Origin of the sequence: Methylocystis sp. IM3, assembly GCF_038070105.1 — a bacterium.
GTDB lineage: Bacteria > Pseudomonadota > Alphaproteobacteria > Rhizobiales > Beijerinckiaceae > Methylocystis.
Genome location: NZ_JBBPBZ010000002.1, coordinates 3,279,381 through 3,305,915, shown reverse-complemented (window position 1 = coordinate 3,305,915; position 26,535 = coordinate 3,279,381). Strand labels below are relative to the sequence as shown.

Sequence of the window (26,535 nt, the reverse complement as noted above, 5' to 3'; positions counted from 1 at the left end):
CCGACAATGACCGAAATTCGCGTGCCCACCCTGGGCGAATCCGTCACCGAGGCGACGATCGGCCGCTGGTTCAAGAAACAGGGAGACGTCGTGCGCGCCGACGAGGCGCTCGCGGAGCTCGAAACCGACAAGGTGACGCTCGAGGTCAACGCGCCGGCGGCCGGCGTCCTCGCCGAGATCACAGTCAAGGAAGGCGAGACGGTGCAACCCGGCGCGCTGCTGGGCCAGATCACGCCCGGCGCGGGCGCGGCGGCCGCTGCGCCCGCGCCCGCGGCCAAACCCGCCCCGCTCGCCCCTGCGCCCGCCGCTGCCCCTGCGCCGCCGGCCGCTGCGCCGGCGCCCGCCGCGCCCTCGATGCCGCCTTCACCCGCAGCCGCCAAGATCGCGGCGGAGAAAGGCATCGACGTGTCGCAGATCGCGGGCTCGGGCAAACGCGGACAGGCGCTGAAATCCGACGTGATCGACTTCGCCGCCCGCGCGCCTTCTCCCGCCGCGCCAGCCCCGGCCGTCGAGGCGCCGCCGCCGGCGCCGCGCCCGCCCGCGCCGCAGGAGGACGCCGCGCGCGAGGAGCGCGTGAAGATGAGCCGCCTGCGCCAGACGATCGCGCGGCGCCTCAAGGAGGCGCAGAACGTCGCCGCCATGCTCACGACCTTCAACGAGGTCGACATGTCGGCCCTCATCGCCCAGCGCGCCAGATACAAGGAGCTGTTCGAGAAGAAGCACGGCGTGAAGCTCGGCTTCATGGGCTATTTCGTGAAGGCCTGCTGCCAGGCCCTGGAGGAGATCCCCGCCGTCAACGCCGAGATCGACGGGACCGACATCGTCTACAAGCACTTCTGCCACATTGGCGTGGCGGTCGGCACGGACAAGGGCCTTGTCGTGCCGGTGCTGCGCGACGCCGACCGCATGAGCGTCGCCGAGATCGAAAAGGGCATTGCGGCGCTGGGCAGGAAGGCGCGCGAGGGCACGCTCGACATCGCCGATCTGCAGGGCGGCACCTTCACCATCTCCAATGGCGGCGTCTATGGCTCGCTGATGTCGACCCCGATCCTCAACGCGCCTCAGTCCGGCATTCTCGGCATGCACAAGATCCAGGAGCGCCCGGTCGCGGTCGACGGCAAGGTCGAGATCCGGCCGATGATGTATCTCGCCCTCTCCTACGATCACCGCATCGTCGACGGCAAAGAGGCCGTGACCTTCCTCGTTCGCGTCAAGGAGACGCTCGAGGATCCGGGGCGGTTGGCGCTTGCGCTGTAAGCCGCGTGCAAAGCTTGGGCGCGGCTGAAGATTCGGCCGCCCCTCCTCTTTAAAAGCCGTTCAAAGCGCCACACATCTATCGGCAAGACGCGCTGCGAAGCAGGCGTCGAGGGCGGGTCTCGAACGGACGCCGAGGAGGAGCGAATGCACGTCAAACAAGCCATGGAACGCAAGGCGCCCCTGCTGACGCCGGAGCAGTTCGCCAATCTGGGCGATGGCATGATCGCCTATGTGAAGGCCATGCGGTCGGAGGATGTAAACCGCCTCTATCCGCAGGCGCCGCACATTCAGCCGGGCCTCACGATCTTCGCGCTGATCGGCGCCGATGGCGCGCCCATCGTGCTCGCGGATTCGGAGGAGGGCGCGATCGGCAATGCGCGCGAGAACGATCTGACCATGGTCAGCCTGCATTAGAGCCTGCTCCGCTCCGATTGTCTCTCGGAGCGGGGGCTCGCGACCGCCCCACAGCCCCTTTGCCGCGCCACCGAATTTCAGAAGCGTTTTTCCTGCGGCGGCCCGCGCCGCGCTCACTCTCCCGGACTCCAGCGCAAGACCGGCTTTCTCGCCGCCAGCGTCTCGTCGACCCGGCGCCTCGGCGCAAGATATGGCGCCTGATCGAAACGCGCCCTGTCGCCCTCCCGCGCGGATCTGGCGAGGTCGCGCAGGGTCGCGATGAAGAGATCGAGCGAGGCTTTCGATTCCGATTCCGTCGGCTCGATCAGCATGGCGCCGTGCACGACCAGCGGGAAATACATGGTCATGGGGTGGTAGCCTTCGTCGATCATCGCCTTGGCGAAGTCGAGCGTGGTCACGCCGGTGTCCTTCAGCCAGGCGTCGTCGAACAGGACTTCGTGCATGCAGGGACGGTCGCCGAAAGGCTGCGTCATCACATCGCGCAAACCGGCGCGCACGTAATTCGCCGCGAGCACCGCGTCCTTCGACGCCTCCGCGACGCCGTCTCCGCCATGGGCGACGAGATAGGCGAGCGCGCGCACGAACATGCCCATCTGTCCGTGAAAGGCGGCGAGGCGGCCGAAGCTCTGCGTCCCCGTCGCGTCTTCGACGAGGGTGAGACGGTCGCCCGCGCGGCGGATGAAGGGAACGGGCGCGAAGGCGGCGAGACGCTTCGAGAGCACGACGGGACCCGCGCCCGGCCCGCCGCCGCCATGCGGCGTCGAGAAGGTCTTGTGCAGATTGATGTGCATGGCGTCGACGCCGAAATCGCCGGGCCGCGCGACGCCGGCGATGGCGTTGAAATTGGCGCCGTCGCAGTAAAAGTAAGCGCCGGCCTCGTGCACGGCTTCCGCAATCTCGACGATGTCGCGCTCGAACAGGCCGCAGGTGTTGGGATTGGTGAGCATGATCGCCGCGACATCCGCGCCGAGCGCCTCACGCACCGCCGCGACGCGGACGGTCCCATCCGCCGCCGCCGGAACGATGCGCACCGAAAAGCCGAGCAAGGCGGCTGTCGCGGGATTGGTGCCATGCGCGGACTGGGGGATCAGCACCACCTTGCGCGTCTCGCCCTCGCCCTTCGCCGCAATGGCGGATTTGATCGCCATCATGCCGCAGAGCTCGCCATGGGCGCCCGCCTTCGGCGACAGGGCGATGGCCTGCATGTTCGTCAATGTCAGCAGCCAATCAGCGAGCGTCTCCATCAGCTCCAGCGCGCCCTGCACAGTCGAGACCGGCTGCAAGGGATGGATGTCCGCGAAGCCCTCGAGGCGGGCCATCTTCTCGTTGATCCGCGGATTGTGTTTCATCGTGCAGGAGCCGAGCGGATAGAGCCCTGCGTCGATCGAATAATTGCGGCGCGACAGCCGCACATAGTGGCGCATCGCCTCGGGCTCGGTGAGGCCCGGCAGGCCGATCGGGTCTTTTCGCGCGTGGCTTCCCAACCGCGACGCGACGGGCGGGGGCTCCTCCACGTCGACGCCGCTCACGTCGCAGCGGCCGCTCTCGAAGATGAGGGCTTCTTCCTGATCGAGCCCGCGATTGCCGGTGAAGGTGGCGCGGGGTTCTTCCATGGGGAGATGGGCGGGGCGGTCGAGCATCAGAGCGTTTCCTCGAGAGCGGCGACGAAGGCCGCGCGATCTTCCGACGTGTTCATTTCCGTGGAGGCGACGAGAAGCAGATCGTCGAGGCCGGCGCCGGGCAGCAGGCGCGAGACGGGCACGCCCGCGAGCACGCCTTTTGCGGCCAGTTTCTCGACCAGCGCCGCGGCGCCGCCCGGAACGCGCAGCGTGAACTCGTTGAAGAAGGTCTTGTTGAGAATCTCCACGCCTGCGACCGTCTCCAGCATGTCGGCGAGCGCCACGGCGTTGGCGTGATTGGCGCGCGCGAGCTTTGCAAGCCCCGCTTCGCCGAGCAGCGTCAGATGGATCGAGAAGGCGAGCGCGCAGAGGCCCGAATTGGTGCAGATGTTGGAGGTGGCCTTGTCGCGGCGGATATGCTGCTCGCGCGTCGAAAGCGTGAGCACGAAGGAGCGGCGTCCGTCGGCGTCGACGCTCTCGCCGGCAAGGCGTCCCGGCATCTGCCGCACATAGTCGTGACGCGTCGCGAACAGGCCGACGTAAGGGCCGCCGAAATTCAGCGCATTGCCGATCGACTGCCCCTCGCCGACGACGATGTCGGCGCCCATGGCGCCGGGCGGCGTGATCGCGCCGAGCGACACGGCTTCCGTGACGACGGCGACGAGCAGCGCGCCGTGACGATGGCAGGCTTCGGCGAGCGATGTGAGGTCGCGCAGATTGCCGAACACGTCGGGCGTCTGCACGACGACGCAGGACAGCGTGTCGTCGATCTGCGCCACGAGGTCTTCCGCGCCGAACGGGTCGGGCGCCATGTCGGCGACCTCGTCGTCGGCGAGACGCGAGATCGTGCGCACGACCTCGGCGTAGTGCGGATGCAGGCCGCCCGAGAGCAGCGCCCTGCGCCGCTTGGTCAGCCGATGCGCCATCAGCACGGCTTCGGCCGTGGCGGTCGAGCCGTCATACATGGAGGCGTTGGCGACCTCCATGCCCGTCAGCAGCGCGACCTGTGTCTGAAACTCGAAGAGATAGTGCAGCGTGCCCTGCGAAATCTCCGGCTGATAGGGCGTATAGCTCGTGAGAAACTCCGAGCGCTGGATCAGATGGTCGACGCTCGCCGGCACATGATGCCGATAGGCCCCGGCGCCGACGAAGAAGGGAACGCGCCCGGCGGGAACATTGCGCGCCGCAAGCCGCCGCAACAGGCGCTCGACTTCCATCTCCGATCTGTGCGGGGGCAGATCGAGCGGCGCCTTCAAAAGCGTCGAGGGGGGCGCGTCGGCGTAGAGCGCCTCGATGTCGGCGGCGCCAATGGCGGCGAGCATCGTCTGTCTGTCGGCGTCCGACAGCGGATGATAGCGCATCTTCTCTCGTTTCCTTGTTGGCCGGCTACAGGGTTTTCACGAAGCCCGCATAGGCGTCGGCGTCCATCAGACCTTCGGCTTCACTTGCAGACTCGACCTTCAGCTTCACGAGCCAGCCGCCCTGTAACGGATCCTCGTTGACGAGCGCCGGCTTCTCGGCGAGTTCGGGATTCACCTCGATCACCTCGCCGGAAATCGGCGCATAGACTTCGCTCGCGGCCTTCACGCTTTCGATGACGGCGAGCTCGGAGCCTTTGGAAACTTTCTTTCCGACCTTCGGCAGATCGACGAAGACAATGTCGCCGAGCTGTTGCTGGGCGTAATCGGTGATGCCGACGACCGCGGCGTCCCCTTCGAGGCGCAGATATTCATGATCCTTGGTGAAACGCAGGCCGGTCATGGGGCCTCCTTTCAGGCGCTGGGTTTGAAATAACGATGGGCGACAAAAGGCAGCGGCGCGACGTCGAGCGTAATGCGGTTGCCGCGCAGTTCGGTAACGACCTGCGCGCCCTTTCTGGCGTGCTTCGAGGCGACATAGCCCATGGCGATCGCCCGTTGCAGCGTGGGCGAGAAGCCGCCAGAGGTCACATGGCCCGCGAGCTCGCCGCTCGTCGACACCAGCATGGCGCCCTCGCGCACCGGGGCCTTCGACTCCGGCAGGAGCCCGACCCGCAATCGCGCCGGCCCGTCGCGCAGGGCGGCGCTGATGCGCGCGAAGCCGGGGAAGCCGCCGTCGGCGCGCCGCCGCTTGCCGATCGACCAGGCGAGGCCCGCCTCGACCGGATCGGTCGTCTCGTCGAGCTCGTGGCCATAGAGCGGCAGGCCCGCCTCCAGCCGAAGCGCGTCGCGCGCGCCGAGGCCGGCCGGCAAGACGCATTCATTGGCGAGGAGCGCCCTGACGAAGGTTTCTGCGTTTTCGGAAGGAACGGAAATCTCGAAGCCGTCCTCGCCCGTGTAGCCGCTTCGCGTGACGAAGACGCTCGCGGGACCTTCCTCGAAGGCGCGCCAGCGCATGAAGGGAAGGTCCTCGACGCCGGGGAGCAATGCGCCGAGGACCATGGCCGCGCGCGGCCCCTGAAGGGCGATCAGCGCGCGGTCCAATGGAAGGAGATCGAACTGCGGCAGCCGCTCGCGGATGAAGGCGAAATCCTGCGCCTTGCGCGAGGCGTTGACGACGAGAAGCAGCCGCTCCTCGGCGCCGGGGAGCCGCGTGACCATCAGGTCGTCGACAATGCCGCCCTTGTCGTTGAGAAGCTGCGTGTAGCGCATATGGCCGGGGGCGAGCGCCAGTAGATCTGCGGGAACGATGGATTCGAGCGCCTGCGCCGCGCCGGCGCCCGCAAGGATCGCCTGGCCCATGTGCGACACGTCGAAAAGACCCGCCTTCTGGCGCGTATGAAGCGTCTCGGACACGATGCCCGAGGCGTATTGCAGCGGCATGTCGTAGCCGGCGAAGGGCGCCATGCGCGCGCCGAGGCTGCGATGCAGCGCGTCGAGCGGCAGATGCGCCAGGGGGGCGGTAGGGTTGGGCTGAGCCGTCACGAGAGACTCTCCGGCGTTGGGCGTCAAGCGCAGCTTGCGGACTTCCCGCTCCCCACGCGCCCCCTCTGTCCGGTGACCTGAGAGATTTCCCCGCGCAGCCTTGGAGGCCTGCGGGTTACGCCCTTCGGTGGGCGAAGCGCCAAGGCGCCGCGCCGCTTTCCAGAGTCATTTACTTCACGCGGTCCTTTTGCCTGAGCGTTTCCGGGGCGGTTTCGCCTTCGGCGCCGGCGCGCTGACGCCGGTCTCTCCCGCGAGGAAGTCCACACGTCAAACATGTGCCTGTTCGCCGGAGGCGTCAACCCGTTCCCGCGCCGTTCCCGCGAGATTTGCGCCGGGGCGGGCGGCCCGGCTATGCTTTGGGCCTCTTCTCGCGCATGGATCGTGACGCCTCCCTGGCGCCCTGCGGTCCTCGAACTTTCCACCCGGGCGCTGCGGCGAATGTGGCAAGAACAACTCGATTATTTCTGGGATGGCCGGCGGCGTCTCGCCATCGGCGCCTTCGACGGCGTCGAGCGCGCGGCGCCGCTCGCGTCGCGGCCGGCGCTGACGGTCGTCTCGGCGCGCGACCCCGCCTTCGAGACCGACGCGACCCTCGCGGAGGTCATCGACGCGGCGCGATGGCGCGCGGGCGTGGTCATCTTCGACATTCCGCCGGAACATCGGTTCCTGCGTCTTTCCGGGGCGGACGGCGCGACGCTGACGCTCGTTCTCGGCGCCGAGCGGGATCTGCCGCCGGGGGCCGATTATCGCCTGCTGATGACGCTGCTGCCCGAGGGCAATGGGGGCGAGGGCGCGGTCTTTCGCGTCATGGCCCTGCCGGCGCGCGGCGACGTCGAACGCCTGGCGCGCGAGCAGACGGCGTCGGCGGGGCCGCGCCTCGTCTGGGCCTTCGGCCAGCGCCGCGCCTTCGAGCAGGGTGCGGACGGCGGGCTCGTCGCCCGCCTCACGCCCGCGCGCCGCGTCTTTCCCGCCTATCAGAGCCGGCTGCTGCTCGAGGCGCGCCCGCTCGAAACGGAGGCCGCTGCCGACACGCGCGAGGCGCCCTTCGCCATCATGCAGCATTGGGTGGCAGAGAACGGGGCGCCGCGCGTCTGCCTGCGCCTGCGCATCCCCGATTCGCTGGAGGAGAGCGCGACCCTCGTCGGACGCGCCTGCGTGGCCATAGCGCTCAATCAGCGCCGCCGCCTGCGGGGATGGATGCAGGAGCAGAAACAGGCCGGCGAGCCGATCATCGATCCGCTCGGCTTCGAGGACATCCGCCAGGCCACGGGCGAACCGACCGAACACCCCGACGCCGTCGAATCGCGTGACGCGGTCGTCGTCGCCAATCTTCTCAATCTGCTCCTCGATCCCGAATCGCCCGAGGCCGACGGGGTCGCCGTGCGGCGGGGGGTCGAACGCAACGGCGCCGGACTGGGCGAAACCATCGAGATCGACTTTTACGGCGCCTCGCTCGGCGACGATGTGGGGCTCGTCGCCCCCGTCGCGCGGCCGGGGGATCTGGGCGTCGCCCCGGTCGATCCGGGCGGCCCCCCCTTCGTGCGGCTCTTCCGCGTCGAGGCGGACGGCCTTGCGCCCCGCCGCCTCTCCGACGACGATCTCCTGCTCGACGAGCTGATGCGCCGCGCCGAGAGCGCCGGCGCGCGCATGAGCACGGGCGCCGCCGCCCGCGCCTTCGCGGAGCGCGCGGCGGGGCTCAAGGGCCGGCGCGAGAAGCTCGCCGCCGCGCTGAACGAGGCCCTCGCCCGCGCCGGGCTGCCGGCCCGTTTCTCCTCCGCCGGCCTCTGGGACGTGTTCGAGCCCCTGCAACAGGCGAGTTTCGCCGCGCTGGCGGGCGCCGCCGCGCCCGCGCTCGTCGAGGCCGCTGGCGGCTATGGCGCCTATGGCGCCGATCCCGCCGTGACGGCGCTCCTCGTCAGGGGCGGCCCGCTCGCGCAGCAGGCGCGGGACGGGCGGATCGGCGCCGAGGCGCGCGGGTCGCTGCCGCTCGTCGCACGCTACGCCGCCGCCTGCGGCGCCGAAGGCATGGCGCCGCCGGGCCTCGACCCTGCCGCCGAACTCGGGGTTTTGACCGCGCTCTCGCAGGAGGAAGAGGCGCTGGCGCTTCTCGCCGCGCGCATCGGCGTGACGGCCGATCCGCCGACGCGCCAGAGGGCGGCGCGGGCCGCCCGCGCGCTCATCGATATGGGGATCGTCGAGCGGGCGCTGGTCCACTTCGAAAAAGGCCGCGACGCGCAGAGCGCCTCGGCGCTCGCCGACTACCTCGCCGCCCGCCGCGCCGGCCGCTGGGTCTCGGCGACCTCTGCGCCCATGCTCGCCGCGCTCGTCGCGCGCGCCGGCGTCGAGCGCGAGGAGCAGGAGACCCGCGTCGCCGCCGGCATGACGGCCGCCGCCGCCGCGCCGCCGCCCGCGCCGCCGGCCACGCCGGAGAAGCCGAAGGGATTCTTCCGGCGCCTGTTTGGCGGCTGAGCGCCTTCGTCACTTGGTCAGCGCGGGCCTGTCGCGATAAAGGGCCGGAAAGAGGCGGCGAAGAGTCTCGATCTTCGGAAGGTCGTTGAAGACGACATAAGGCGCCTGCGGGTGCTCCGTCAGATAGTCCTGATGATAGGCCTCGGCCGGATAGAAACGCGCCAGCGGCTCGATGCTGGTGACGATGGGCGCCGGGAAGCTCTTCGCCGCCGTGAGCTGCGCCACATAGGCGCGGGCGATCTTCTCCTGTCCCGGATCGGCGATGAAGATCGCGGAGCGATATTGCGTTCCGACGTCTGGCCCCTGCCGGTCCTTTTGCGTCGGATCATGCGCGACCGAGAAGAAGACCCGCAGCAGCGCGCCGAGGCTCACCTTCGCGGGGTCATAGGTGATCTCGACGGATTCGGCATGGCCGGTGTCGCCTTGCGAGACGCGCGCATAATGCGCCGTCGCCGCGTCGCCGCCGGCATAACCCGAGACCGCGCGCGAGACGCCGGCGACATGCTGAAAGACGCCCTGAACGCCCCAGAAGCAGCCGCCCGCGACGACGAGCTTCTGCTGAGCGGACGACGCCGGCGGATCATAGGCCGCCGGCGGCAGGCTCACGGCGCGCTCGGCGGCGGAGAGCGGCGTCGCGACAAGCGCCAGCGCGATCAGAAGCCGGCGCATCTCACGATCGCCCGCGCGGGACGAAGCGCAACGCCACCCCATTCATGCAGTAGCGCAATCCCGTGGGCCGCGGCCCATCGGTGAAGACATGGCCGAGATGCGCGTCGCAGCGTTTGCAGGAGATGGCGACGCGCCGCATGCCGAAGGAGGCGTCGACGCTTTCGACGACATTGATTTTGGAGATCGGCGCAAAGAAGCTCGGCCAGCCCGTGCCGGAATCATATTTCGTCTTCGAGTCGAAGAGCGCCGTGTCGCAGCAGACGCAGCGGAAAAGCCCGTCGTCATGCGCGTCCCAATAGGGGCCGGTGAAGGCCCGCTCCGTGCCCTCGCGGCGCGTCACGTCATAGGCCAGCGCCGAGAGCTGCGCGCGCCACTCGGCGTCGGGTTTCACGATCTTTTCGACCGTCTCCACGCCGACACTTTTTCCAGTTGGGTCGAACGCTTCGATCTCGACGCGCGCCGCCGCGCGGGCGGGGCGCGGGAAGAGGGCGAGAGCGGCGGCGGCGGCGAGCGTTTCCCTGCGATTCATGCGTTCCCTCCCGATCCAGCCATGGACCCGTCGCAAGCACCTTAAATATGTGCGGGCGGGCGGCGCTCAAGCTCCCGGGTCATTTCCTGCCGAAAAGCTTTTCGATGTCCGAAAGCTTCAGCTCGACATAGGTCGGGCGGCCGTGATTGCATTGCGCGGCGCCGGGCGTCGTCTCCATTTCGCGCAGCAGCGCATTCATCTCCTGCGCGCCGAGGCGGCGCCCCGCGCGCACCGAATGATGGCAGGCGCAGGTCGCGAGCACATGATCGAGACGGCGCGACAGCGCGCGCGCGTCGCCCGCCTCGGCGAGCATGTCGGCAATGTCCTCGACGAGCCGCTTGCCGTCCACTTCGCCCAGAACCGCCGGCGTCTCGCGCAGGAGAACGGCGCCGGGGCCGAAGGGTTCGAGAACGAGGCCGAGCGCCGCAAGCTCCTCGAATGCGCCGGCGAGCGCGTTCATGCGCGTCTCGTCGAGATCGACCACGACGGGAATGAGCAGGATTTGCCGCTCGACGCCCGCCTCGGCGCGCTGTTTCTTGAGCTTCTCGTAAACGAGCCGCTCATGCGCCGCGTGCTGATCGACGATGACGAGGCCGTCGCGCGTCTGCGCGATGATATAGGTCTCGTGCAGTTGCGCCCGCGCCGCGCCGAGCGGGGCGTCCTCGGCGGTGGATTGGGCGAAACCCTCATGGGCGCGCGCATCCGCCATGGGCGCGCCGGTCGGGAAGGTCTGTTGCCGCGTCTCGGCGAAGCCTTCCGGCGCATAGGGCGAGCGCGCGACGTCCCAATTCGCCGGCGCGGAGGCGCGAAACGGCGAAAAGCCGCGCGCCGGCGCCGCGCGCGCCAGCATGTCGAGCGCCGCGCTCGCGCCGCTCGTCGCGCTGCGATGGCTCTTCTCGCCGAGCGCCTGCTTCAGCGCGCCGACGACGAGGCCGCGCACCAGGCCCGGATCGGCGAAGCGCACTTCGGCCTTGGCGGGATGCACGTTGACGTCGACGATGCGGGGATCGCAGTCGATGAACAGGACCGCGACGGGATGGCGGTCGGCGCTCAGGAAATCGAGATAGGCGGCGCGAATGGCGCCGGCGAAGAGCTTGTCGCGGACCGGGCGTCCGTTGACATAGACATATTGCGCCTGCGTATTGCCGCGATTGTAGGTCGGCAGGCCGGCCAGTCCCGAAAGGCGCACGCCCGCGCGCTCGGCGTCGAGCTCGAAGGCGTTGGCGCGAAACTCGTCGCCCAGCACCTGCGCAATGCGCCGCGCCCCATCGTCGCCGCAGGCCGGATAATCGAACAGCGCGCCGCTATCCGACGAAAGCGCGAAGCGAACCTGCGGATGCGCCATGGCGAGGCGCTTCACGACATCGACGACGGCCGCCGTCTCGGTGCGCTCGGTCTTGAGAAATTTCAGCCGCGCCGGCGTCGCGGCGAAAAGCGCGCGCGCCTCGATCCGCGTGCCGCGAGGCCAGCTCGACGGCGTGAGGCCGCGCTTCTCGCCCGCTTCGACGCGGATCGAGAAGCCATGCGGCGCGTCCTTCGCGCGCGTGTCGATCGTCAGATCCGCGACCGCCGCAATGGAGGGGAGCGCCTCGCCGCGAAAACCGAGCGTGGCGATATGGGTGAGATCGCCGTCGGGGATTTTCGAGGTGGCGTGACGCTCCACGGCGAGGGCGAGGTCCTGCGCGTCCATGCCGCAGCCGTCGTCGATGACGCGAATGAGCGACCGGCCGCCCTCCTCTATGGCGACGTCGATGCGCGCCGCGCCTGCGTCGAGCGCATTTTCCACGAGCTCCTTCACCGCCGAGGCGGGCCGCTCCACCACTTCGCCAGCGGCGATGCGGTCGACGAGAATGGGATCGAGACGGCGAACGGGCATTTCAGAATCTCAATAGCAGGCAATCACGGAACCGGCGTCAGCACCAGCGCCAGATTCTCGACCCGCGTCACCCGCGCGCGGGCGCCGGGTTCGAGGCGCTCGATCGGGGCGTCGGGCGCAAGCCGGGCCTCCCAGTCGAGCCCCGACCAATGGACGCGGCCCGTCGTCTTCGTCACCTCATGCGTCGCGACGAGTTCGCGCCCGATCAGGTCGCTGCTCTGGTCCTCCTGCACGTCGGCCGTCTGAAAGCGTTGCAGCGCCTTGCGGCCAAAGAGCGCGAGAAGCAGGCTCAGGCCGGCCGCGATGGCCGCCGTTTCGAGGAGGCCCGGCCGAAGGCCGGTCGCGTAAAGCGCCGCGCTCGTGGCGAGCGCGCCGATGGCGAGAAACATCACCGGCGAGAGGCCGATGACGACGATGTCGACGCCGAGCAGGACGAGGCCGGCGATCAGGCTCGCCGCCGCCGAATCGATGAGGAAGGCTGTATCCATGTCATCGGCCCCTGCTGCTGCGGCTCACTGCGGCGCGTCCCAGGGCTGCGCGCGGGTCTTTGGCGTGCTCGACGCGGGGCCTTGCGCGTTGACGGTTCTGAGCACGGCCATGGCTCTCGCGATCCAGCCGGCGGGATCCGCGCCGTCGCCCATCAGCACCAGCGCATTGCCGGCCTTGGCGAGGCGGCCGTATTGCTCGATCGCGGATTTCGCCACTTCGAGCTGCACCGCCTGATCGCCGCCGATCTCGGTGATCTGCTGGCGCACCAGTTCGATCGCCCTGGCCTGTCCCTCCGCGCGCAGAATGGCGGCCTGTTTTTCGCCCTCGGCGCGGTTGATCTCGGACTGTTTCACGCCTTCGGACTCCAGCACGGCGGCGCGCTTGTCGCGCTCGGCCTTCATCTGCCGCTCCATCGACTGGCGCAGCGACTCCGGCATCCTGATGTCCTTGATCTCGTAGCGCGTGACATGGGCGCCCCAGAGCTGCGCGGCGTCCGAGACGGCGCGCACGACGCGCTCGTTGATTTCGGTCCTGTTCTCGAAAGTCTTGTCGAGCTCCATCGAGCCGATGGCGGAGCGCATCGAGGTTTGCGCGAGATTGACGATGGCGCGCTCTATGTTCTCGGCGCCATAGGCGGCGTCCTTGGCGTTGACGACCTTGTAATAAAGGATGCCGTCGATCGTGACGGTGGCGTTGTCCCTGGTGATCGCGTCCTGCGCCGGCACGTCGATCACCTGCTCGCGCAGATCGAAGACATAGGCGACGCGCTCGACGATCGGATAGACGAAATTGACGCCCGCGGTGAGCGTGCGGTTGTAGCGCCCGAGTCGCTCGACGACGAGCACGCTCTGCTGGCGCACGAAACGCACCATGGCGCCGAGCGCGAGCAGCGCGACATAAACGAACCAGAAAAGCGGATTGTGCAGGAAGGAAAGGCCGAGAGCGAGTGTGTGATCGAGAATGAGCAGGCCGATCGCGACCGCGCCAATGATGAAAAGCGGAAAGCCCATCACGTCCTCCGTCCGGCGGAAACCATAGGAACAGGCGCGCGCACGGGCGCCTTCGGGATCATTCGACGGCGGATCGACCGCCGATGTGCGTCGGCGCATGGATCGCTACGCGGAGAGAAACGCAATCGCCCGAACGCCGCGGCTCCATGGCTCACGGATTTTTCTTCCACCAGCTTTCGAGCGTCGGCCCGAAAATCGGCGAGCTGTAACGCGGCAGGCGTTCTGGCCGCATGAGATCGGCCGAATGCGCGATCCATTGCTCCGAGGCGTGGAACAGCGGCACGACATAGAAGCCCGACAGCAGCACGCGATCATAGGCGCGCACGGCGGCGACGAACTCCTCGTCGGTTTTCGCCGCGAGCAGCGCGACGATGAGCCCGTCGATCGCGGGCGAGGCGGCGCCGGCCAGATTGAACGAGGCTTCCTGCGTCGCGCTCGTCGAGCCCCAGCGCATGCGCTGCTCGTTGCCGGGCGAGGCGGAAGCGACATATTGCCCGATCATCATGTCGAAATCGAACTTCTGGCGGCGGCGCTGATATTGCACCTCGTCGACGAGACGCACGCGCGCCTCGACGCCGATGCGGGCGAGCGTCGAGGCGTAGCTGAGCGCCAAGCGCTCCTGATCGCGGTCCTTGACCATGATCTCGAAGGAGACGGGCGCGCCGTCCTTCACGAGCTTGCCGTCCTCGAGTCGATAGCCGGCGGTCGCGAGGAGATCGAGCGCGCGCCGCGCCATCTCGCGGTCGCGTCCCGTGCCGTCGCTGGCCGGCGGACGCCAGTTTCCTTCCAGAATGTCGGCGCGCACGGCGTCGGGCCAGGGCGCGAGCAGGGCGCGCTCCTTCGCGCTCGCTGGACGGCCGGAGGAGGAGAGGTCCGATTCGTCGAAGAAGCTTTTCGTGCGGGTGTAGAGGCCCGAATAATAATTGGCGTTCACCCACTCGAAATCGAACATCATGCCGAGCGCCTCGCGCAGGCGGATGTCGGCGAAGAGCGGCCGCCGCGTATTGAAGACGAAGCCGCTCAGGCCCTTGGGATTGTCGTTCTTCAGCGCTTCCTTCACGACCCGCCCGTCCCGCAGCGCCGGAAAGTCGTAGCCCGTCGACCAGCGCGTCGTGTTCGTCTCCTCGCGATAATCTATGAGGCCGGCCTTGAAGGCCTCGAAGAGCGAATTGCCGTCGCGGAAATACTGAATGTCGATCTCGTCGAAATTGTAGAGGCCGCGCTGGCTCGGCGTCTGTGCGCCCCAATAGTTGGGATCGCGGCGCAGGAGCACGCGCGCGCCGGGCTCCGCCGCGGCCACCACATAGGGCCCCGAGCCGACGGGTTTGGCGAGCGTCGCGTCCGAGAAGCTGTCCGCCTTGGTCGCATGTTTGGGCAGGACCGGCATGATGGCCAGGATCAGCGGCAATTCGCGGTCGCCGACGCCGGAGAGATCGTAGCGCACCGTATGGGCGTCTGGCGCCTCGATGGATTTGACGAGGCCGTAAGCGACGCGCTGCTGCGGGCGGCCCTTCGACTTGAGAAGATCGAAGGAGAAAAGCACGTCCTCGGACGTGATCGGGGCGCCGTCGGAGAAATGCGCGCGCGGGTCGAGATGGAAGGTCACATGGGCGCGGGCGGGATCGATCTCGACCGACTGCGCGATGAGCGGATAGAGCGTGAAGGGCTCGTCCTGCGAGCGCGCCATCAGGCTCTGGAAGACGTTGCCGACGAGGCCCTGCGCCGCCGATCCGGATTTGACGTTGAACGGATTGAGGCTGTCGAAGGTGCCCGGCAGCCCGACACGTAGCCGGCCGCCTTTCTTCGCCGCCGGATCGGCGTAAGGAAAGTGGTCGAAATCTGGCGGCAGCGCGGGAGCGCCATGCACCGCGAGGCCATGCGTCGCGAGGGCGTCATGCGTTGCGGCGTCGCCGGGCGCTGGCGCGGGGCGCTCCTGCGCGGTGGGGCCGCGGGCCGGCGCCGCCGCTGCGACGGGCGCGAGGGCGCCGGCGATCAGGAAGGCGGCGGCGAAGAGGCGACGGCCGCGAATCGTAAAGGACGTCATGGCCCCGACCATAGTCGAACATGTGGCGGCTTGAAGCCCGCGGGCGGGCTTCATTTCGCCGTATTTGGCAAATTTTAAGGGGTTTGTGCGGGCGAAGGCGAGCACGGCGCGCCGCGACCGCTGGAAATCGGCGCGGCGACGCTGTAAAGAGCTTTGCCGTCGACTCGGCGCGGCCTCGCGCCGCGGCCGATGCGCGGCAGGGGCAAGGGTTCAAGGGCGCAATTTCCGCGTCCCCGCGTGCGGCGGCCCCCGCGACGACGTGACAACAGAATTTGCTAGAAGCCGGAAAAGCGCCGGCTAGCAGACAAGCGAAAGGGACTTCCTCATGTCGATCCTCTTCCCGCGGTCCGCCGCGGTTGCCCTGGCGGGAGCCTTGCTGCTCGCCGGCGTTTCGGCGCAGGCCCAGCAGGCTCCGGCCGCCGGCGGCGCGCCCGCCCAGCAGCAGCCGGCGCAGCCCGCGGGTCCGATCACCGCCAATCTGCAAGCGGTGCAGCCCGACTGGACCAAGGTCTGCGGCACGGACCAGGCGACCAAGAAGGAAATCTGCTACACGACCCGCGATTTCGGCGCGGCCGCCAAGGAAGGCGACGCCCCCCAGCCGCTGCTCGCCCTCGCCGTTTACGACCCCAAGGCCGACGACACCAAGATCATCCGCCTGCTGCTGCCGCCGGGACTGATGCTGAAGCCGGGCTTCCGCTATGCGATCGACAAGGGACCGGTCGATTCCGGCGCCTTCGAGATCTGCTTCCCGAACGGCTGCTTCGCCGAGGCCAAGGTCAAGAAGGCGGTCATCGACGGCATGAAGAAGGCCGAGAAGATGATGATCGTGGTCAAGAACCAGGCCAACGCCGAAGTGACCTTCTATCTGCCGCTGACGAACTTCGGGAAAGCCTTCGACGGCCCGGCCATCGACCCGAAGGTGCTCGAGGAGCAGCAGAAGAAGCTCCAGGAAGAGCTGCAGAAGAAGGCCGAGGAAGAGCGCAAGAAGCTCGAAGCCAAGGGCGCGGCCGACAAGAAGTAAGCCTCAAAAATATCGAGGCGTCAGAAACGCCCGCGTGAAAACGCGGGCGTTTTGTTTTTTGCCCAGGGCGCTTTTGTCGGCTTCAATCCCGATGAAGGCTGCGATCTGCTTCGTCTCGGCGAAGCGGTGGGGCTCAGTGCCGCTTGGGCGCGCGCATCCGATAGACGCCGTCCTCATCGCGCTCGAAGGTCTCGTCGACCTGCGGATGGCGGACGGGGTCGCCGGAGGTGTCGGGCATGAGATTTTGCTCCGACACATAGGCCACATATTCGGTTTCGGCGTTTTCCGCGAAGAGGTGGTAAAAGGGCTGGTCCTTGCTCGGCCGCAACTCTTCGGGAATCGAGAGCCACCATTCCTCGGTGTTGGCGAAAACCGGATCGACATCATAGATGACGCCGCGGAAGGGGTAGCGGCGATGTTTCACGACCTGTCCGATCGCGAATTTTGCGACACTCTCTCTCGGCATTCTTTACGACGCCTTCAACGCGGATTTTACGATCGCCACTGGTAGCGCGCGCCGCCCCGCGCCGTCAACGGCGCGCTCCGGCGCGCCGCACAATGGCCCGCGGGCCGCCTTGGCCAATCGAGCTAGCCCTGCAACGCGGCGACGCCCGGCAGGGTCTTGCCTTCGAGCCATTCGAGAAAGGCGCCGCCGGCCGTCGACACATAGGAGAATTCCTGCCCGGCATGCGCCTGATTGAGCGCCGCCACCGTATCGCCGCCGCCCGCGATGGAAAGCAGCTTGCCCTCGACGGTCAGCCGCGCCGCCGTCTGCGCGACGGCGTTGGTGCCCTCGTCGAACGGTGGCAGCTCGAAGGCGCCGAAGGGGCCGTTCCACACGAGCGTCTTGCATTTGGCGATGAGCGATTCGACATGCGCGACGGATTTCGGTCCGACATCCAGGATCATGTCGTCGGGCGCGACGTGATCGACGGAAACGATGTGCGAGGGCGCGTGCGCCTCGAATTTCTTGGCGACCGTGGCGTCGACGGGCAAAACGACCGTGCAATTGGCGGCTTTCGCCTTTTCGAGAATCTCGCGCGCGGTGTCGGCGAGGTCGTGCTCGCAGAGCGACTTGCCGACCGCCTTCCCCTGCGCGGCAAGAAACGTATTGGCCATGCCGCCGCCGATCACGAGATAGTCGACCTTGGCGACGAGATTGCCGAGGAGCTCCAGTTTCGTCGAGACCTTGGCGCCGCCGACGATGGCCATCACCGGGCGCGCCGGACTGGTCAGCGCCGATTCGAGCGCCTCCAGCTCCGCCTGCATGGTGCGGCCGGCGATGGCGGGAAGCCTGTGGGCGATCCCTTCCGTAGTGGCGTGGGCGCGATGCGCGGCGGAGAAGGCGTCGTTGACGAAAAGAACGCCGAGCTTCGCCACCTCTTCGACGAAAGCCGGATCGTTCTTTTCCTCGCCCTTGTGGAAGCGCGTGTTCTCGAGAAGCGCGATGTCGCCGTCCCTCATCCCGGCGATGACGGCTTCGGCCGCAGCGCCCACGCAATCATCGGCGAAAGCGACCTTGCGCTTGAGATAATGCTCCAGCGTGGGAAGCGTGTGGCGCAACGAGTCTTCCTCGACGCGCTGGCCCTTCGGCCGGCCGAAATGCGAGAGCAGGATGACCTTGGCGCCCTTGCCGGCGATCTCCTCGATCGTCGGCAGGATGCGCTCGATGCGGGTCGCATCGGTCACGCGGCCGTCCTCCATCGGCACATTGAGATCGACGCGCAGGAGAACGCGTTTGCCTTTGACGTCGATGTCGTCGAGGGTGCGGAAGGCGGTCATCGGCGAGCTCCACAATCGTCGTTTTGAAAAGCAACGCGGGCCGAAGCGGCCCGCGTCCAATGCAGCTTTCGTCGAACGGTCAGATCAGCGACCCCATCAGCGCCGCCGTATCCGTCATGCGGCCCGAGAAGCCCCATTCATTGTCGTACCAGGAGAGGATGGACACGAGATTGCCGTCCATCACCTTGGTCTGGTCGAGGTGGAACGTCGACGACGCGGGATTGTGGTTGAAGTCGATCGAGACGAGCTTCTCCGAGGTGTAGGCGAGCACGCCCTTCATCGGACCATCGGCGGCCGCCTTGATCGCCGCATGAATCTCGTCCTTCGTCGTCGGCCGCTTGGCGACGAATTTGAGGTCGACGGCCGAGACGTTGGGCGTCGGAACGCGGATGGCGTAGCCGTCGAGCTTGCCGTTGAGCTCGGGAAGGACGAGGCCGACGGCCTTGGCGGCGCCGGTCGAGGTCGGGATCATCGACAGCGCGGCCGCGCGGGCGCGGTAGAGATCCTTGTGAAAGGTGTCGAGCGTCGGCTGGTCGCCCGTATAGGAGTGGATCGTCGTCATGATCCCCTTCTCGATGCCGATCGCGTCGTTCAGCACCTTCGCCACCGGCGCGAGACAGTTCGTCGTGCAGGAGGCGTTGGAGACGACGAGATGGTCCTTCGTCAGCCTGTCGTGGTTGACGCCATAGACGACGGTCAGATCGGCGCCGTCGCCGGGCGCCGAGACGAGCACGCGCCTGGCGCCCGCGTCGAGCAGCATCTTGGCCTTGTCGCGCGCGGTGAAGAGGCCGGTGCATTCCATCGCCACATCGACGCCCAGCGCCTTGTAGGGCAGCTCCGCGGGGTTCTTGATGGCCGTGACCTTGATCGGCCCGCGGCCCACGTCGATCGTGTCGCCGTCGACCTTCACCTGATGCGGGAAGCGCCCGTGGACTGAGTCATAGCGCAGCAGATGGGCGTTGGTCTCGACCGGACCGAGGTCGTTGATGGCGACGACCTCGAGGTCGGTGCGGCCCGATTCGACGATGTAGCGGAGGACGTTGCGGCCGATACGCCCGAAGCCGTTGATGGCCACTCTGACGGTCATATGGAATTTCTCCTTGTCGCCGGCCGTTTCCCGAGAAAGGCGGCTCTTGCCCTGCTGCGTCTGCGCGCCGCGCGCCGGGCCGTGATGTCGAGGCGAGGGTGTGATAGCACCTCGCGTCCCCCTGTCAACGCGTCGGCGCGTCGCGCGCGGACCGGGAAGACGGGCGGCCGGGCCGTTTGTCCCCGCGCCTTTTGTCTGGGCGGCTTTGGAAAAGCCCGATTCATGCTACCAACTTCCTGCGGCGAATCGGCTCCGGGCCGGCCGCAACCTCTTCCGCCGCGAGAAATAGGGCGCCGCCCGGCGATGACGCGTTCAGAAAAATCCGCCGAAAGAATAGACGCGGCCCTCGCGCGCCTGAAGGCCGCGCTGGATCAACTCGAGCGCACGATCGCCGCGCGGCTCGAGGAGGATCTCTCCAGCGCCGAGCTCGAGGAGGAGGTCGCCATCATGCAGGACGACCGGGCGCGTCTCGCGCTGGAGCTCGACGACGCGCTCGCCCGCGTCAGCGCGCTGGAGAAGGCCCGCGACGAAGTGCTGCGCCGCCTCGACAGCGCGGGGGCAGGGGTCGCCGCCGCGCTCGAAGCCGCCGTTTCGTTTCCCCTGGAGGAGCAGGAATAATGGCCGCCGTCATGGTCAATATCGCGGGCCGCACCTATCGCCTGTCCTGCGACGACGGCGAGGAGCCGCGGCTCGAGGAGCTCGCCCGTTACGTCGAGGGCAAGATCCTGAGCATGAAGGACAGTTTCAAGGAGATCGGCGAGCAGCGCATCGTGGTGATGGCGGCGCTCGCCATCGCCGACGAGTCCATGGAGGCGCGCGGCAAGGCGCAGGCCATGGAACAGGAGGCGACGACCCTGCGCGCCGAACTGGCCGCGACGCAGAAAGCCGCCGCCGCTCTTGAGGAAAAGGTCGCGGGCGCCGTGGAGGACGCGGCGCGCCGGCTGGAGGAGCTGAACGCGGACCTGCAGAAACCCGCGCCGCTGGAGGATTTCCCGCTTTAGCCTGCCCCAGGCCTCCCCCGCGTCGCGGGAGAGGGGCTTTGGCGCAAGGGCTCGCTTCCGCGTAAGGGCTTACTTGCCCCAGTTCTCGATGCTGGCGTCGCGCTTGGCCTTCTGCAGATCGTCCGCGAAGGTCGAATATTGGTGATTGAGCTTCTCGGCCGTCATCGCCACGCCGCCGTCGGACATGATAGCGATCTTCATCTGCTCCGTCGCCATGCGGTCGAGCTCGTTGATCCATTGGTTGACGTTCGTGAGAAGCTTGTCCTTGCGCTCCTTCTGCGTCGGGCCCGGGGTGGTGTCGCTGGCGATGGCGATTTCCGCCTTGGCGTCCTCGATCTGCTTGTCGAGATCCTTGACCTTCGCTTCGTCGTGGGCGGCCTCGGCCTCCTTGCGCGCCTTCTCCAGATTGTCGAGCCCGTTCTTCAGCCAGCTCGCCTGAATGTTGAGAAGCGAATCCCGCGCGACGCCCGTGAGGTTGAAGCCGTTCGGAATCGGGAAATAGGGGCCGAGCTTGGCCGCCTGCGCCGGAGCGGCGAGGCCGAGCGCGCCGGCGATGAGCGCCGCGGCCAGCGCCGGACGCAGCCCGGCGGTCTTGGTGTTGAAGAACATGTCGATTTTTCTCCCCTGTCGGCGCGACGCTTTGTCTCGGGCGCGCGTCCATTCGCATGAACTTGGGCGATCCCCGCCTCTGTTGCAAGACTGCAGGCGAAGAGGCGCGCCTGTCTTCTCCGCCCGGGCGGCGCTTGACGCGCCTGGCCATTCGCGCAACTCTCCGCCCCGCCGGGGGAGCCCCGCCCGGAGGCGTGCGCGCGCCGCCACGGGGCTGAGAGGCTGCGGGGGCGTCTGGAGGTTTCTCGAGGCGCCGGGCGCGGCGACCCTTCGAACCTGATCCAGTTTCGATGCTGGCGGAGGGATGGTGATCAGCTTTTCACAATCGGGACGCGGGCCATGCGCGCGCGGGTGATCGGGGCCGGGGTCGCGGGGCTCTGCGCGGCCTTCGCGCTCGCGCGCCGCGGCGTCGCGGTCGAACTCGTCGAGCGCCAGCAGGCGCCGGGGCAGGGCTGCTCGCGCTTTGCCGGCGGCATGATCGCGCCCTGGTGCGAATTGGAGAGCGCCGAGCCCGTCGTCGCGCGGCTGGGCGAGGAGGCGCTCGACTTCTGGGCGCGCGAGGTCCCGGTCGCGACGGTCGCCGGCAGTCTCGTCGTCGCCGCGCCGCGCGAGCGCGCGGAGCTTGCCGATTTCGCCCGCCGCACAGCGCACTTCGAACGGCTCGACGCCGACGCCGTCGCGGGCCTCGAGCCCGATCTTTCGGGCCGATTCGATCAGGCCCTCTACTTTCCCCAAGAGGCGCATCTCGATCCGCGGGCGGCCATCGTGGCGCTGGCCGCGGCGCTCGCCGCAGCGCCAAACGTCGGCATGCGCTTCGGCGTCGAGGCCGAAAACCTGACGAGCCGCGCCGACTGGACCGTCGATTGCCGGGGCTTCGCCGCGCGCGACGACCTCGCGCGGCTCAGGGGCGTCAAGGGCGAGATGCTGATCCTGCGCAGCGAGGAGATTGCGCTGTCCCGCCCCGTGCGCATGCTGCATCCGCGCCGCCCAGTCTATGTCGTGCCGAGGGGCGAGGGTCTCTACATGATCGGCGCGACCATGATCGAGAATGAGGAGCGCGCGCGGGTGACGGCGCGCTCGGTGGTCGAGCTCGTCAATTCGGCCTTCGCCATCCATCCGGCCTTCGCCGAGGCGGAGATCGTCGAGACGGGCTCGGACGTGCGTCCGGCCTTCCCCGACAATCTGCCGAGGCTTATCCGGCGCGGCCGGACGATCTATATGAATGGGCTCTACCGGCATGGTTTCCTGCTCGCGCCGGCGCTGGCGCGCCGCGCCGCCGAGGTCGTGCTCGGCGGAGCCTATTTTCCGGAGGTCATGGATGATGCGGATTCAGGTGAACGGGCGCCCGCGTGAGGTCACGGCCACCACGCTCCAGGCGCTGCTGCGCGAATTGGGCTATGACGACCAGAAGGTCGGCACGGCCCTGAATCAGGAGTTCGTGCGCGACAAGGACCGGGACAGCACGCCCTTGCAGGAAGGCGACGCCGTCGAGATCGTCACGCCCCGGCAGGGCGGCTGAGAGCTTTGCCCATGGAGTCGGCCGACCCCCTGATCCTCTATGGCGTGGCGCTGCGGTCGCGGCTCCTGCTCGGCACGGCGCGCTATCCTTCGCCCGCGATCCTCGCCGAGGCGGTGCGCGCCTCGGCCTGCGAGATCGTCACCGTCTCGCTGCGCCGCGAGGCGGGCGGCTCGCGCGCCGGCGAGAGCTTCTGGAGCCTCATTCGCGAGGTCGGCGTGCGGGTTCTGCCCAATACGGCGGGCTGCCGCACGGCGCGGGAGGCGATCGCCACGGCGCAGATGGCGCGCGAGGTGTTCGAGACGGACTGGATCAAGCTCGAAGTCATCGGCGAGGAGGATACGCTCCAGCCGGACGTCTTCGGCCTCGTAGAGGCGGCGCGGGCGCTCGTCGCGGATGGGTTCAGGGTCTTTCCCTATACGACCGACGATCTCGTTGTCGCCGAGAAGCTGTTGCAGGCGGGCTGCGATCTGCTCATGCCCTGGGCCGCGCCCATCGGCTCGGGGCGCGGCGTCAACAACGCCTTCGCGCTGCGGGCGCTGCGGGCGCATTTTCCCGGCGTTCCGCTCATCGTCGACGCCGGGCTCGGCGCGCCCTCCCACGCCGCCACGGTCATGGAAATGGGCTATGACGCGGTGTTGCTCAACACGGCGGTGTCGCGCGCGGGCGATCCCGTCGGCATGGCGCGGGCCTTCGGCCTGGCGACGCAGGCGGGGCGCCTCGCTTTCCTCGCCAGGCCCATGACGCCCCGCGACATGGCGGAGCCCTCGACGCCCGTGCTCGGCCGGCCTTTCGGCGACGTGGCGTGAATGGACCGGGCCGGCGGGCTCGTCTATGGCTTGCCCCGACAAGGAGCCGCCTTTGACCGCCTGGAGCCTCGATCCCTTCTATCTCATCGTCGATCATTCCGACTGGCTGACGCGTCTGTTGCCGCTGGGCGTCAAGCTCGTGCAGCTGCGCGTGAAGGATCGTCCCGAGGACGAGCTTCGCGCCGAGATCGCGCGCGCCCGCGATCTGTGCCGGGCGGCGGGGGCGCAGCTCGTCGTCAATGATTACTGGCGGCTCGCGATCGAACTCGGCTGCGATTTCGTCCATCTCGGGCAGAGCGACCTCGACACGGCCGATATTGCCGCGCTGCGCCGCCACGGCCTGCGGTTCGGCGTCTCGACGCATGACGACGCCGAGCTCGAGCGCGCCCTCGCGCTCGCGCCGGATTATGTCGCGCTCGGGCCGGTCTGGCCGACGCTGCTCAAACAGATGGCCTTCGCGCCGCAGGGGCTCGACCGGCTCGCCGACTGGAAGAAGCGCGCGGGCGAGGTTCCGCTCGTCGCCATCGGCGGGCTGACGCCGTGCCGCGCCTGCCTCGCTCTCGCCTCGGGCGCCGACAGCGCCTGCGTGGTGACGGATATTCTGCGCGCCCCCGATCCCGAATCGCGCACGGTGGAATGGATCGCGGCCACCGCGCCCTGGCGCGAGGCGGGCGAACTGGTTGATCCCTTCCCGCCCGATCACGCGGGCGCGAGCGTTCTGCCCTCTCCCAACCATGGCCCGCGGCTGCGCCCCGTTTCGGCGCTCGTCCTGCATTACACCGGCATGCCGAGCGCGGAGGGCGCGCTCGAGCTTCTGTGCTCCCCCATCCAGGAAGTCTCCGCGCATTACGTCGTCGAGGAGGATGGGCGCGTCCTGCAGCTCGTGCCCGAGGCGCGCCGGGCCTGGCACGCGGGCGTGAGCTTCTGGGCGGGCGAAACCGACATGAATTCCGCCTCGATCGGCGTCGAAATCGTCCATCCCGGCCATATCGACCCGCACCCCTATCCGGCCGCGCAGATCGAGGCGCTCGTCGCGCTGTGCCGGGACATTTGCGCGCGCCGCGGCATCCCCCCACAGCGCGTTCTCGCCCATTCCGACATTGCGCCGCGCCGCAAGATCGACCCCGGCGAATTCTTTCCCTGGGACGCGCTCGCCGCGGCGGGCGTGGGTCTCGACGTCGCGGCGCCCGCGCCGGACGCGGACGCGGATGGGGCGCTCGAACTCGACATGGCCGGCCCCGCCGTCTCGCAGGTGCAGCGGCGGCTCGCCGCCTTCGGCTACAAGACGGCGGAAACCGGCGTCTATGACGAGGAGACCGCAGCCGCCGTTTCGGCCTTTCAGCGTCACTTCCGCCGCGCGCGCGTCGACGGCCGCGCCGACGCCTCCACCCTCGACGCGCTGGCCCGTCTTCTCGATCTGTCGGGAGCCGGGCATGGGGGGTGAGCAAAAGCGCGCGGTCGTCGTCACCGGCGCCTCGACGGGGATCGGCGAGGCCTGCGTTGCGCTGCTGGTCGAGAAGGGCTTTTTCGTCTTCGGCTCGGTGCGCAAAGACGCGGACGCCGAGCGGCTCACGGCCCGTTTCGGGCCACAAAATTTCGCGGCCCTGCTCTTCGACGTGACCGACGGCGAGGCCATCGCCCGCGCCGCGCGCGAGGTCGGGCAATGGCTCTCCGGCGCGACGCTCTTTGGCCTCGTCAACAATGCCGGCGTCGCCGTGCCGGGGCCGCTGCTGCATCTGCCGATCGCGGATTTCGAGCGTCAGGTCGAGACCAATCTCACGGGGCAATTGCGCGTCATCCAGGCTTTCGCGCCGCTACTCGGCGCGCGCCGCCCGCAGGGCGGACCGCCCGGCCGCATCATCAATATGAGTTCGGTGGCGGGGCGCCGGGCGGCGCCGTTTCTGGGCGCGTACAACGCGTCCAAATTCGGGCTCGAAGGCATGTCGGACGCGCTGCGGCGCGAACTGACGGTTTATGGAATCGATCTCATCCTGATTCAGCCCGGCATGATCTCAACGCCGATCTGGGACAAGGCGAAGCGCGCCGATTTCAGCGCCTTCGACGACACGGTCTATGGCCCGGCCGCGCGCCGCGTGCAGAAATGGGCGGTCGAGGGCGGCCGCGCCGCGCCCGGCCCCGAAAAGGTCGCCGAGGCCGTGCTGCGGGCGCTCACCGCGTCGCGGCCGCCCGCGCGCATTCCCGTGCGCACGGGCTCGCCCCTCGGCGAACTCATCGGCCTTTTGCCGGCGCGGCTCGTCGATTGGCTGACGGCCTGGCGGCTTGGCTTCCACGACATACGCAAGGCGCTCGACGCCTCTACCACGGGAGAGAAGAATGGCCGCTGATCCGCAGGCGCCGCATGGCGTCGTGTGCTGGAGCGAACTCGCCGTCCACGATGTCGCGCGCGCGCAGACATTCTACGCCGAGACCCTCGGCTGGCGTTTCGAGCCCATGACCATGCCGGACATGACCTATTGGATCATCTGCTGTGGGGAGGCCCGCGTCGGCGGCATGTTCGAAATGAAGGGCGCGGCCTTCGACGGCGTTCCCGAACATTGGCTCACCTATATCGCGGTCGACGACATCGACGCCCGCCTCGCCAAAGCCGCGGCGGCGGGCGCGAAGATCTGCAAGGACGCTTTCGACATTCCGGGCGTCGGCCGCATGGCCGTGCTCGCCGAGCCGGGCGGCGCGGTCGTCGCCTGGATGACGCCGCGCCCCGCCGCTTGAGGCGCTTTCCGCCGAAGGGCGCCGCTTCGGCGGGAGAATATCTACAGCCGCGTCGACTGGTCGATCTGTTCGAAGGGCCGCAGAAATTCGCACGCCACCTGGCCGTCCTGAACGCGCACGACTTTCGCGGGCGTGGCGCCGACGAGGACCTCTTCGCCGAGAAGAACGCGCTGATCGGTCTCGAGCGCCACGTCTGACACGGAAAGGCTGCGAATGCGCACGAAATGCTCGCGACCGTTCCCCCGCCGCAAGATGGCGACGCCGTTCTCGGGCGTGAGATGCTCGCGCTGGCGGGCGGCGGGCGTCTCGGAGCCTGCGCGCCAGGCGAGTTGGCTTTCGAGCTTCTCGCGGCGCCGCGCCGTCAGTTCGAGGCGCATATCGAAGCCGATCTGCGTGACCCGTGAGATCGAGCCCGTCAACCGGCCGAGCTCGTCCAGATAGAGCACGACCTTTTCGCCGGGGGTCGAGACGACCGGCGCGAAGAGCGAAACCGCATCGGCCGAGATTTCATGCGTGCGGCAGTCATATTCGTGAACCGATCCGACCAGCAGGTATCTGCCGGTCAGGGAGAGCGGCACGCGCGCCGGGTCGCCAGTTTCCATGTGACCGGCGGCGGGAGAAAGAGAAATGTGCATTGTCGACGCCATGAATGTCTTGTCCGCATCCTCGAACGCGGGCACGACGAAAGACCGCGAATGCTT

General features: G+C 68.3%; 27 protein-coding genes and 1 riboswitch. Of the genes, 12 read left to right on the top strand and 15 right to left on the bottom strand.

Going from position 1 to position 26,535, the window contains the following annotated elements; genetic code table 11:
- Positions 1–6: 6 nt before the first annotated feature.
- Both odhB and WOC76_RS18000 read left to right on the top strand, forming a co-directional pair.
- The gene (odhB, locus tag WOC76_RS18005; RefSeq protein WP_341104883.1) at positions 7–1,257 is read left to right on the top strand and encodes a 2-oxoglutarate dehydrogenase complex dihydrolipoyllysine-residue succinyltransferase; all 1,251 of its coding nucleotides are present in this window, start codon (positions 7–9) and stop codon (positions 1,255–1,257) included.
- Between the two features lie 144 nt (positions 1,258–1,401).
- Positions 1,402–1,671: a BQ00720 family protein gene (locus tag WOC76_RS18000; protein ID WP_341104885.1), complete on the top strand. Its 270-nt coding sequence runs from the start codon at positions 1,402–1,404 to the stop codon at positions 1,669–1,671.
- A gap of 113 nt (positions 1,672–1,784) precedes the next feature.
- On the opposite strand, the gene gcvPB is transcribed toward WOC76_RS18000, so the two are convergent.
- The 4 genes from gcvPB to gcvT are packed head-to-tail and all read right to left on the bottom strand — an operon-like array spanning position 1,785 to position 6,193.
- Positions 1,785–3,311, bottom strand: a complete 1,527-nt coding sequence (gene gcvPB, locus WOC76_RS17995) for an aminomethyl-transferring glycine dehydrogenase subunit GcvPB (protein WP_341104887.1) — start codon at positions 3,309–3,311, stop codon at positions 1,785–1,787.
- Positions 3,311–4,651, bottom strand: coding sequence for an aminomethyl-transferring glycine dehydrogenase subunit GcvPA (gene gcvPA / locus WOC76_RS17990; protein ID WP_341104889.1), 1,341 nt, complete (start codon positions 4,649–4,651; stop codon positions 3,311–3,313). The genes gcvPB and gcvPA overlap by 1 nt, the downstream gene beginning before the upstream one ends.
- Before the next feature lie 25 nt (positions 4,652–4,676).
- The gene (gene gcvH, locus WOC76_RS17985; RefSeq protein ID WP_341104891.1) at positions 4,677–5,051 is read right to left on the bottom strand and encodes a glycine cleavage system protein GcvH; all 375 of its coding nucleotides are present in this window, start codon (positions 5,049–5,051) and stop codon (positions 4,677–4,679) included.
- Between the two features lie 11 nt (positions 5,052–5,062).
- Complete coding sequence (gene gcvT, locus WOC76_RS17980; RefSeq protein WP_341104892.1) at positions 5,063–6,193, bottom strand: glycine cleavage system aminomethyltransferase GcvT; 1,131 nt, start codon at positions 6,191–6,193, stop codon at positions 5,063–5,065.
- Positions 6,194–6,362: 169 nt separating this feature from the next.
- Positions 6,363–6,454, bottom strand: a riboswitch (glycine riboswitch).
- Positions 6,455–6,631: 177 nt separating this feature from the next.
- Here gcvT and WOC76_RS17975 point away from each other — a divergent pair.
- The gene (locus WOC76_RS17975; protein WP_341431524.1) at positions 6,632–8,662 is read left to right on the top strand and encodes a hypothetical protein; all 2,031 of its coding nucleotides are present in this window, start codon (positions 6,632–6,634) and stop codon (positions 8,660–8,662) included.
- 9 nt (positions 8,663–8,671) lie between these two features.
- On the opposite strand, the gene msrA is transcribed toward WOC76_RS17975, so the two are convergent.
- The 6 genes from msrA to WOC76_RS17945 form a co-directional block, all read right to left on the bottom strand.
- Positions 8,672–9,331 carry a peptide-methionine (S)-S-oxide reductase MsrA gene (gene msrA / locus WOC76_RS17970; protein ID WP_341104898.1) on the bottom strand — a complete coding sequence of 220 codons (660 nt, stop codon included), beginning with the start codon at positions 9,329–9,331 and terminating at the stop codon, positions 8,672–8,674.
- Position 9,332: 1 nt separating this feature from the next.
- On the bottom strand, positions 9,333–9,860 hold the full coding sequence (msrB, locus tag WOC76_RS17965) for a peptide-methionine (R)-S-oxide reductase MsrB (RefSeq protein WP_341104899.1): 528 nt from the start codon (positions 9,858–9,860) through the stop codon (positions 9,333–9,335).
- 79 nt (positions 9,861–9,939) lie between these two features.
- Positions 9,940–11,736: a DNA mismatch repair endonuclease MutL gene (gene mutL, locus WOC76_RS17960; protein ID WP_341431523.1), complete on the bottom strand. Its 1,797-nt coding sequence runs from the start codon at positions 11,734–11,736 to the stop codon at positions 9,940–9,942.
- Positions 11,737–11,759: 23 nt separating this feature from the next.
- Positions 11,760–12,224, bottom strand: coding sequence for an NfeD family protein (locus WOC76_RS17955; RefSeq protein ID WP_341104901.1), 465 nt, complete (start codon positions 12,222–12,224; stop codon positions 11,760–11,762).
- A 24-nt stretch (positions 12,225–12,248) separates the two neighbouring features.
- Positions 12,249–13,334 carry an SPFH domain-containing protein gene (locus WOC76_RS17950; RefSeq protein WP_341104903.1) on the bottom strand — a complete coding sequence of 362 codons (1,086 nt, stop codon included), beginning with the start codon at positions 13,332–13,334 and terminating at the stop codon, positions 12,249–12,251.
- A gap of 52 nt (positions 13,335–13,386) precedes the next feature.
- The gene (locus tag WOC76_RS17945) at positions 13,387–15,279 is read right to left on the bottom strand and encodes an extracellular solute-binding protein (RefSeq protein ID WP_341104904.1); all 1,893 of its coding nucleotides are present in this window, start codon (positions 15,277–15,279) and stop codon (positions 13,387–13,389) included.
- Positions 15,280–15,604: 325 nt separating this feature from the next.
- Between WOC76_RS17945 and WOC76_RS17940 the strand changes: the two genes are divergently transcribed.
- On the top strand, positions 15,605–16,300 hold the full coding sequence (locus tag WOC76_RS17940) for an invasion associated locus B family protein (RefSeq protein ID WP_341104905.1): 696 nt from the start codon (positions 15,605–15,607) through the stop codon (positions 16,298–16,300).
- A 133-nt stretch (positions 16,301–16,433) separates the two neighbouring features.
- On the opposite strand, the gene hspQ is transcribed toward WOC76_RS17940, so the two are convergent.
- The 3 genes from hspQ to gap all read right to left on the bottom strand — a co-directional run bounded on the left by hspQ (position 16,434) and on the right by gap (position 19,169).
- Positions 16,434–16,766, bottom strand: coding sequence for a heat shock protein HspQ (hspQ, locus tag WOC76_RS17935; protein ID WP_341104906.1), 333 nt, complete (start codon positions 16,764–16,766; stop codon positions 16,434–16,436).
- A gap of 122 nt (positions 16,767–16,888) precedes the next feature.
- A complete protein-coding gene (locus tag WOC76_RS17930; protein ID WP_341104907.1) occupies positions 16,889–18,082 on the bottom strand; it encodes a phosphoglycerate kinase in 1,194 nt (397 codons plus the stop codon).
- Positions 18,083–18,161: 79 nt separating this feature from the next.
- Positions 18,162–19,169, bottom strand: coding sequence for a type I glyceraldehyde-3-phosphate dehydrogenase (gene gap, locus WOC76_RS17925; RefSeq protein ID WP_341104908.1), 1,008 nt, complete (start codon positions 19,167–19,169; stop codon positions 18,162–18,164).
- Between the two features lie 303 nt (positions 19,170–19,472).
- On the opposite strand from gap, the gene WOC76_RS17920 reads away from it, so the two are divergent.
- Together WOC76_RS17920 and WOC76_RS17915 are read left to right on the top strand one after the other, a co-directional pair.
- Complete coding sequence (locus tag WOC76_RS17920; RefSeq protein WP_341104910.1) at positions 19,473–19,787, top strand: DUF4164 family protein; 315 nt, start codon at positions 19,473–19,475, stop codon at positions 19,785–19,787.
- Complete coding sequence (locus tag WOC76_RS17915) at positions 19,787–20,170, top strand: cell division protein ZapA (RefSeq protein WP_341104911.1); 384 nt, start codon at positions 19,787–19,789, stop codon at positions 20,168–20,170. Before WOC76_RS17920 ends, WOC76_RS17915 begins: the two co-directional genes overlap by 1 nt.
- Positions 20,171–20,239: 69 nt before the next feature.
- On the opposite strand, the gene WOC76_RS17910 is transcribed toward WOC76_RS17915, so the two are convergent.
- A complete protein-coding gene (locus tag WOC76_RS17910) occupies positions 20,240–20,779 on the bottom strand; it encodes a hypothetical protein (protein WP_341389228.1) in 540 nt (179 codons plus the stop codon).
- A 339-nt stretch (positions 20,780–21,118) separates the two neighbouring features.
- Here WOC76_RS17910 and WOC76_RS17905 point away from each other — a divergent pair, with 339 nt between their 5' ends.
- The 6 genes from WOC76_RS17905 to WOC76_RS17880 are packed head-to-tail and all read left to right on the top strand — an operon-like array spanning position 21,119 to position 25,834.
- On the top strand, positions 21,119–22,132 hold the full coding sequence (locus WOC76_RS17905) for an FAD-dependent oxidoreductase (RefSeq protein WP_341104916.1): 1,014 nt from the start codon (positions 21,119–21,121) through the stop codon (positions 22,130–22,132).
- Positions 22,098–22,298 (top strand): sulfur carrier protein ThiS, encoded by a 201-nt coding sequence (gene thiS, locus WOC76_RS17900; protein ID WP_341104917.1) that lies wholly within the window; start codon positions 22,098–22,100, stop codon positions 22,296–22,298. The genes WOC76_RS17905 and thiS overlap by 35 nt, the downstream gene beginning before the upstream one ends.
- Positions 22,299–22,309: 11 nt before the next feature.
- Entirely contained in the window at positions 22,310–23,104 is a 795-nt protein-coding gene (locus WOC76_RS17895) for a thiazole synthase (RefSeq protein ID WP_341104919.1), read from the top strand.
- Between the two features lie 52 nt (positions 23,105–23,156).
- The gene (locus WOC76_RS17890) at positions 23,157–24,548 is read left to right on the top strand and encodes a thiamine phosphate synthase (protein ID WP_341104921.1); all 1,392 of its coding nucleotides are present in this window, start codon (positions 23,157–23,159) and stop codon (positions 24,546–24,548) included.
- Positions 24,538–25,449 (top strand): SDR family NAD(P)-dependent oxidoreductase, encoded by a 912-nt coding sequence (locus tag WOC76_RS17885; protein ID WP_341104922.1) that lies wholly within the window; start codon positions 24,538–24,540, stop codon positions 25,447–25,449. The genes WOC76_RS17890 and WOC76_RS17885 overlap by 11 nt, the downstream gene beginning before the upstream one ends.
- Positions 25,439–25,834: a VOC family protein gene (locus WOC76_RS17880; protein ID WP_341104923.1), complete on the top strand. Its 396-nt coding sequence runs from the start codon at positions 25,439–25,441 to the stop codon at positions 25,832–25,834. The genes WOC76_RS17885 and WOC76_RS17880 overlap by 11 nt, the downstream gene beginning before the upstream one ends.
- Before the next feature lie 41 nt (positions 25,835–25,875).
- On the opposite strand, the gene WOC76_RS17875 is transcribed toward WOC76_RS17880, so the two are convergent.
- Complete coding sequence (locus tag WOC76_RS17875) at positions 25,876–26,481, bottom strand: PilZ domain-containing protein (RefSeq protein WP_341389226.1); 606 nt, start codon at positions 26,479–26,481, stop codon at positions 25,876–25,878.
- Positions 26,482–26,535 lie beyond the last annotated feature (54 nt).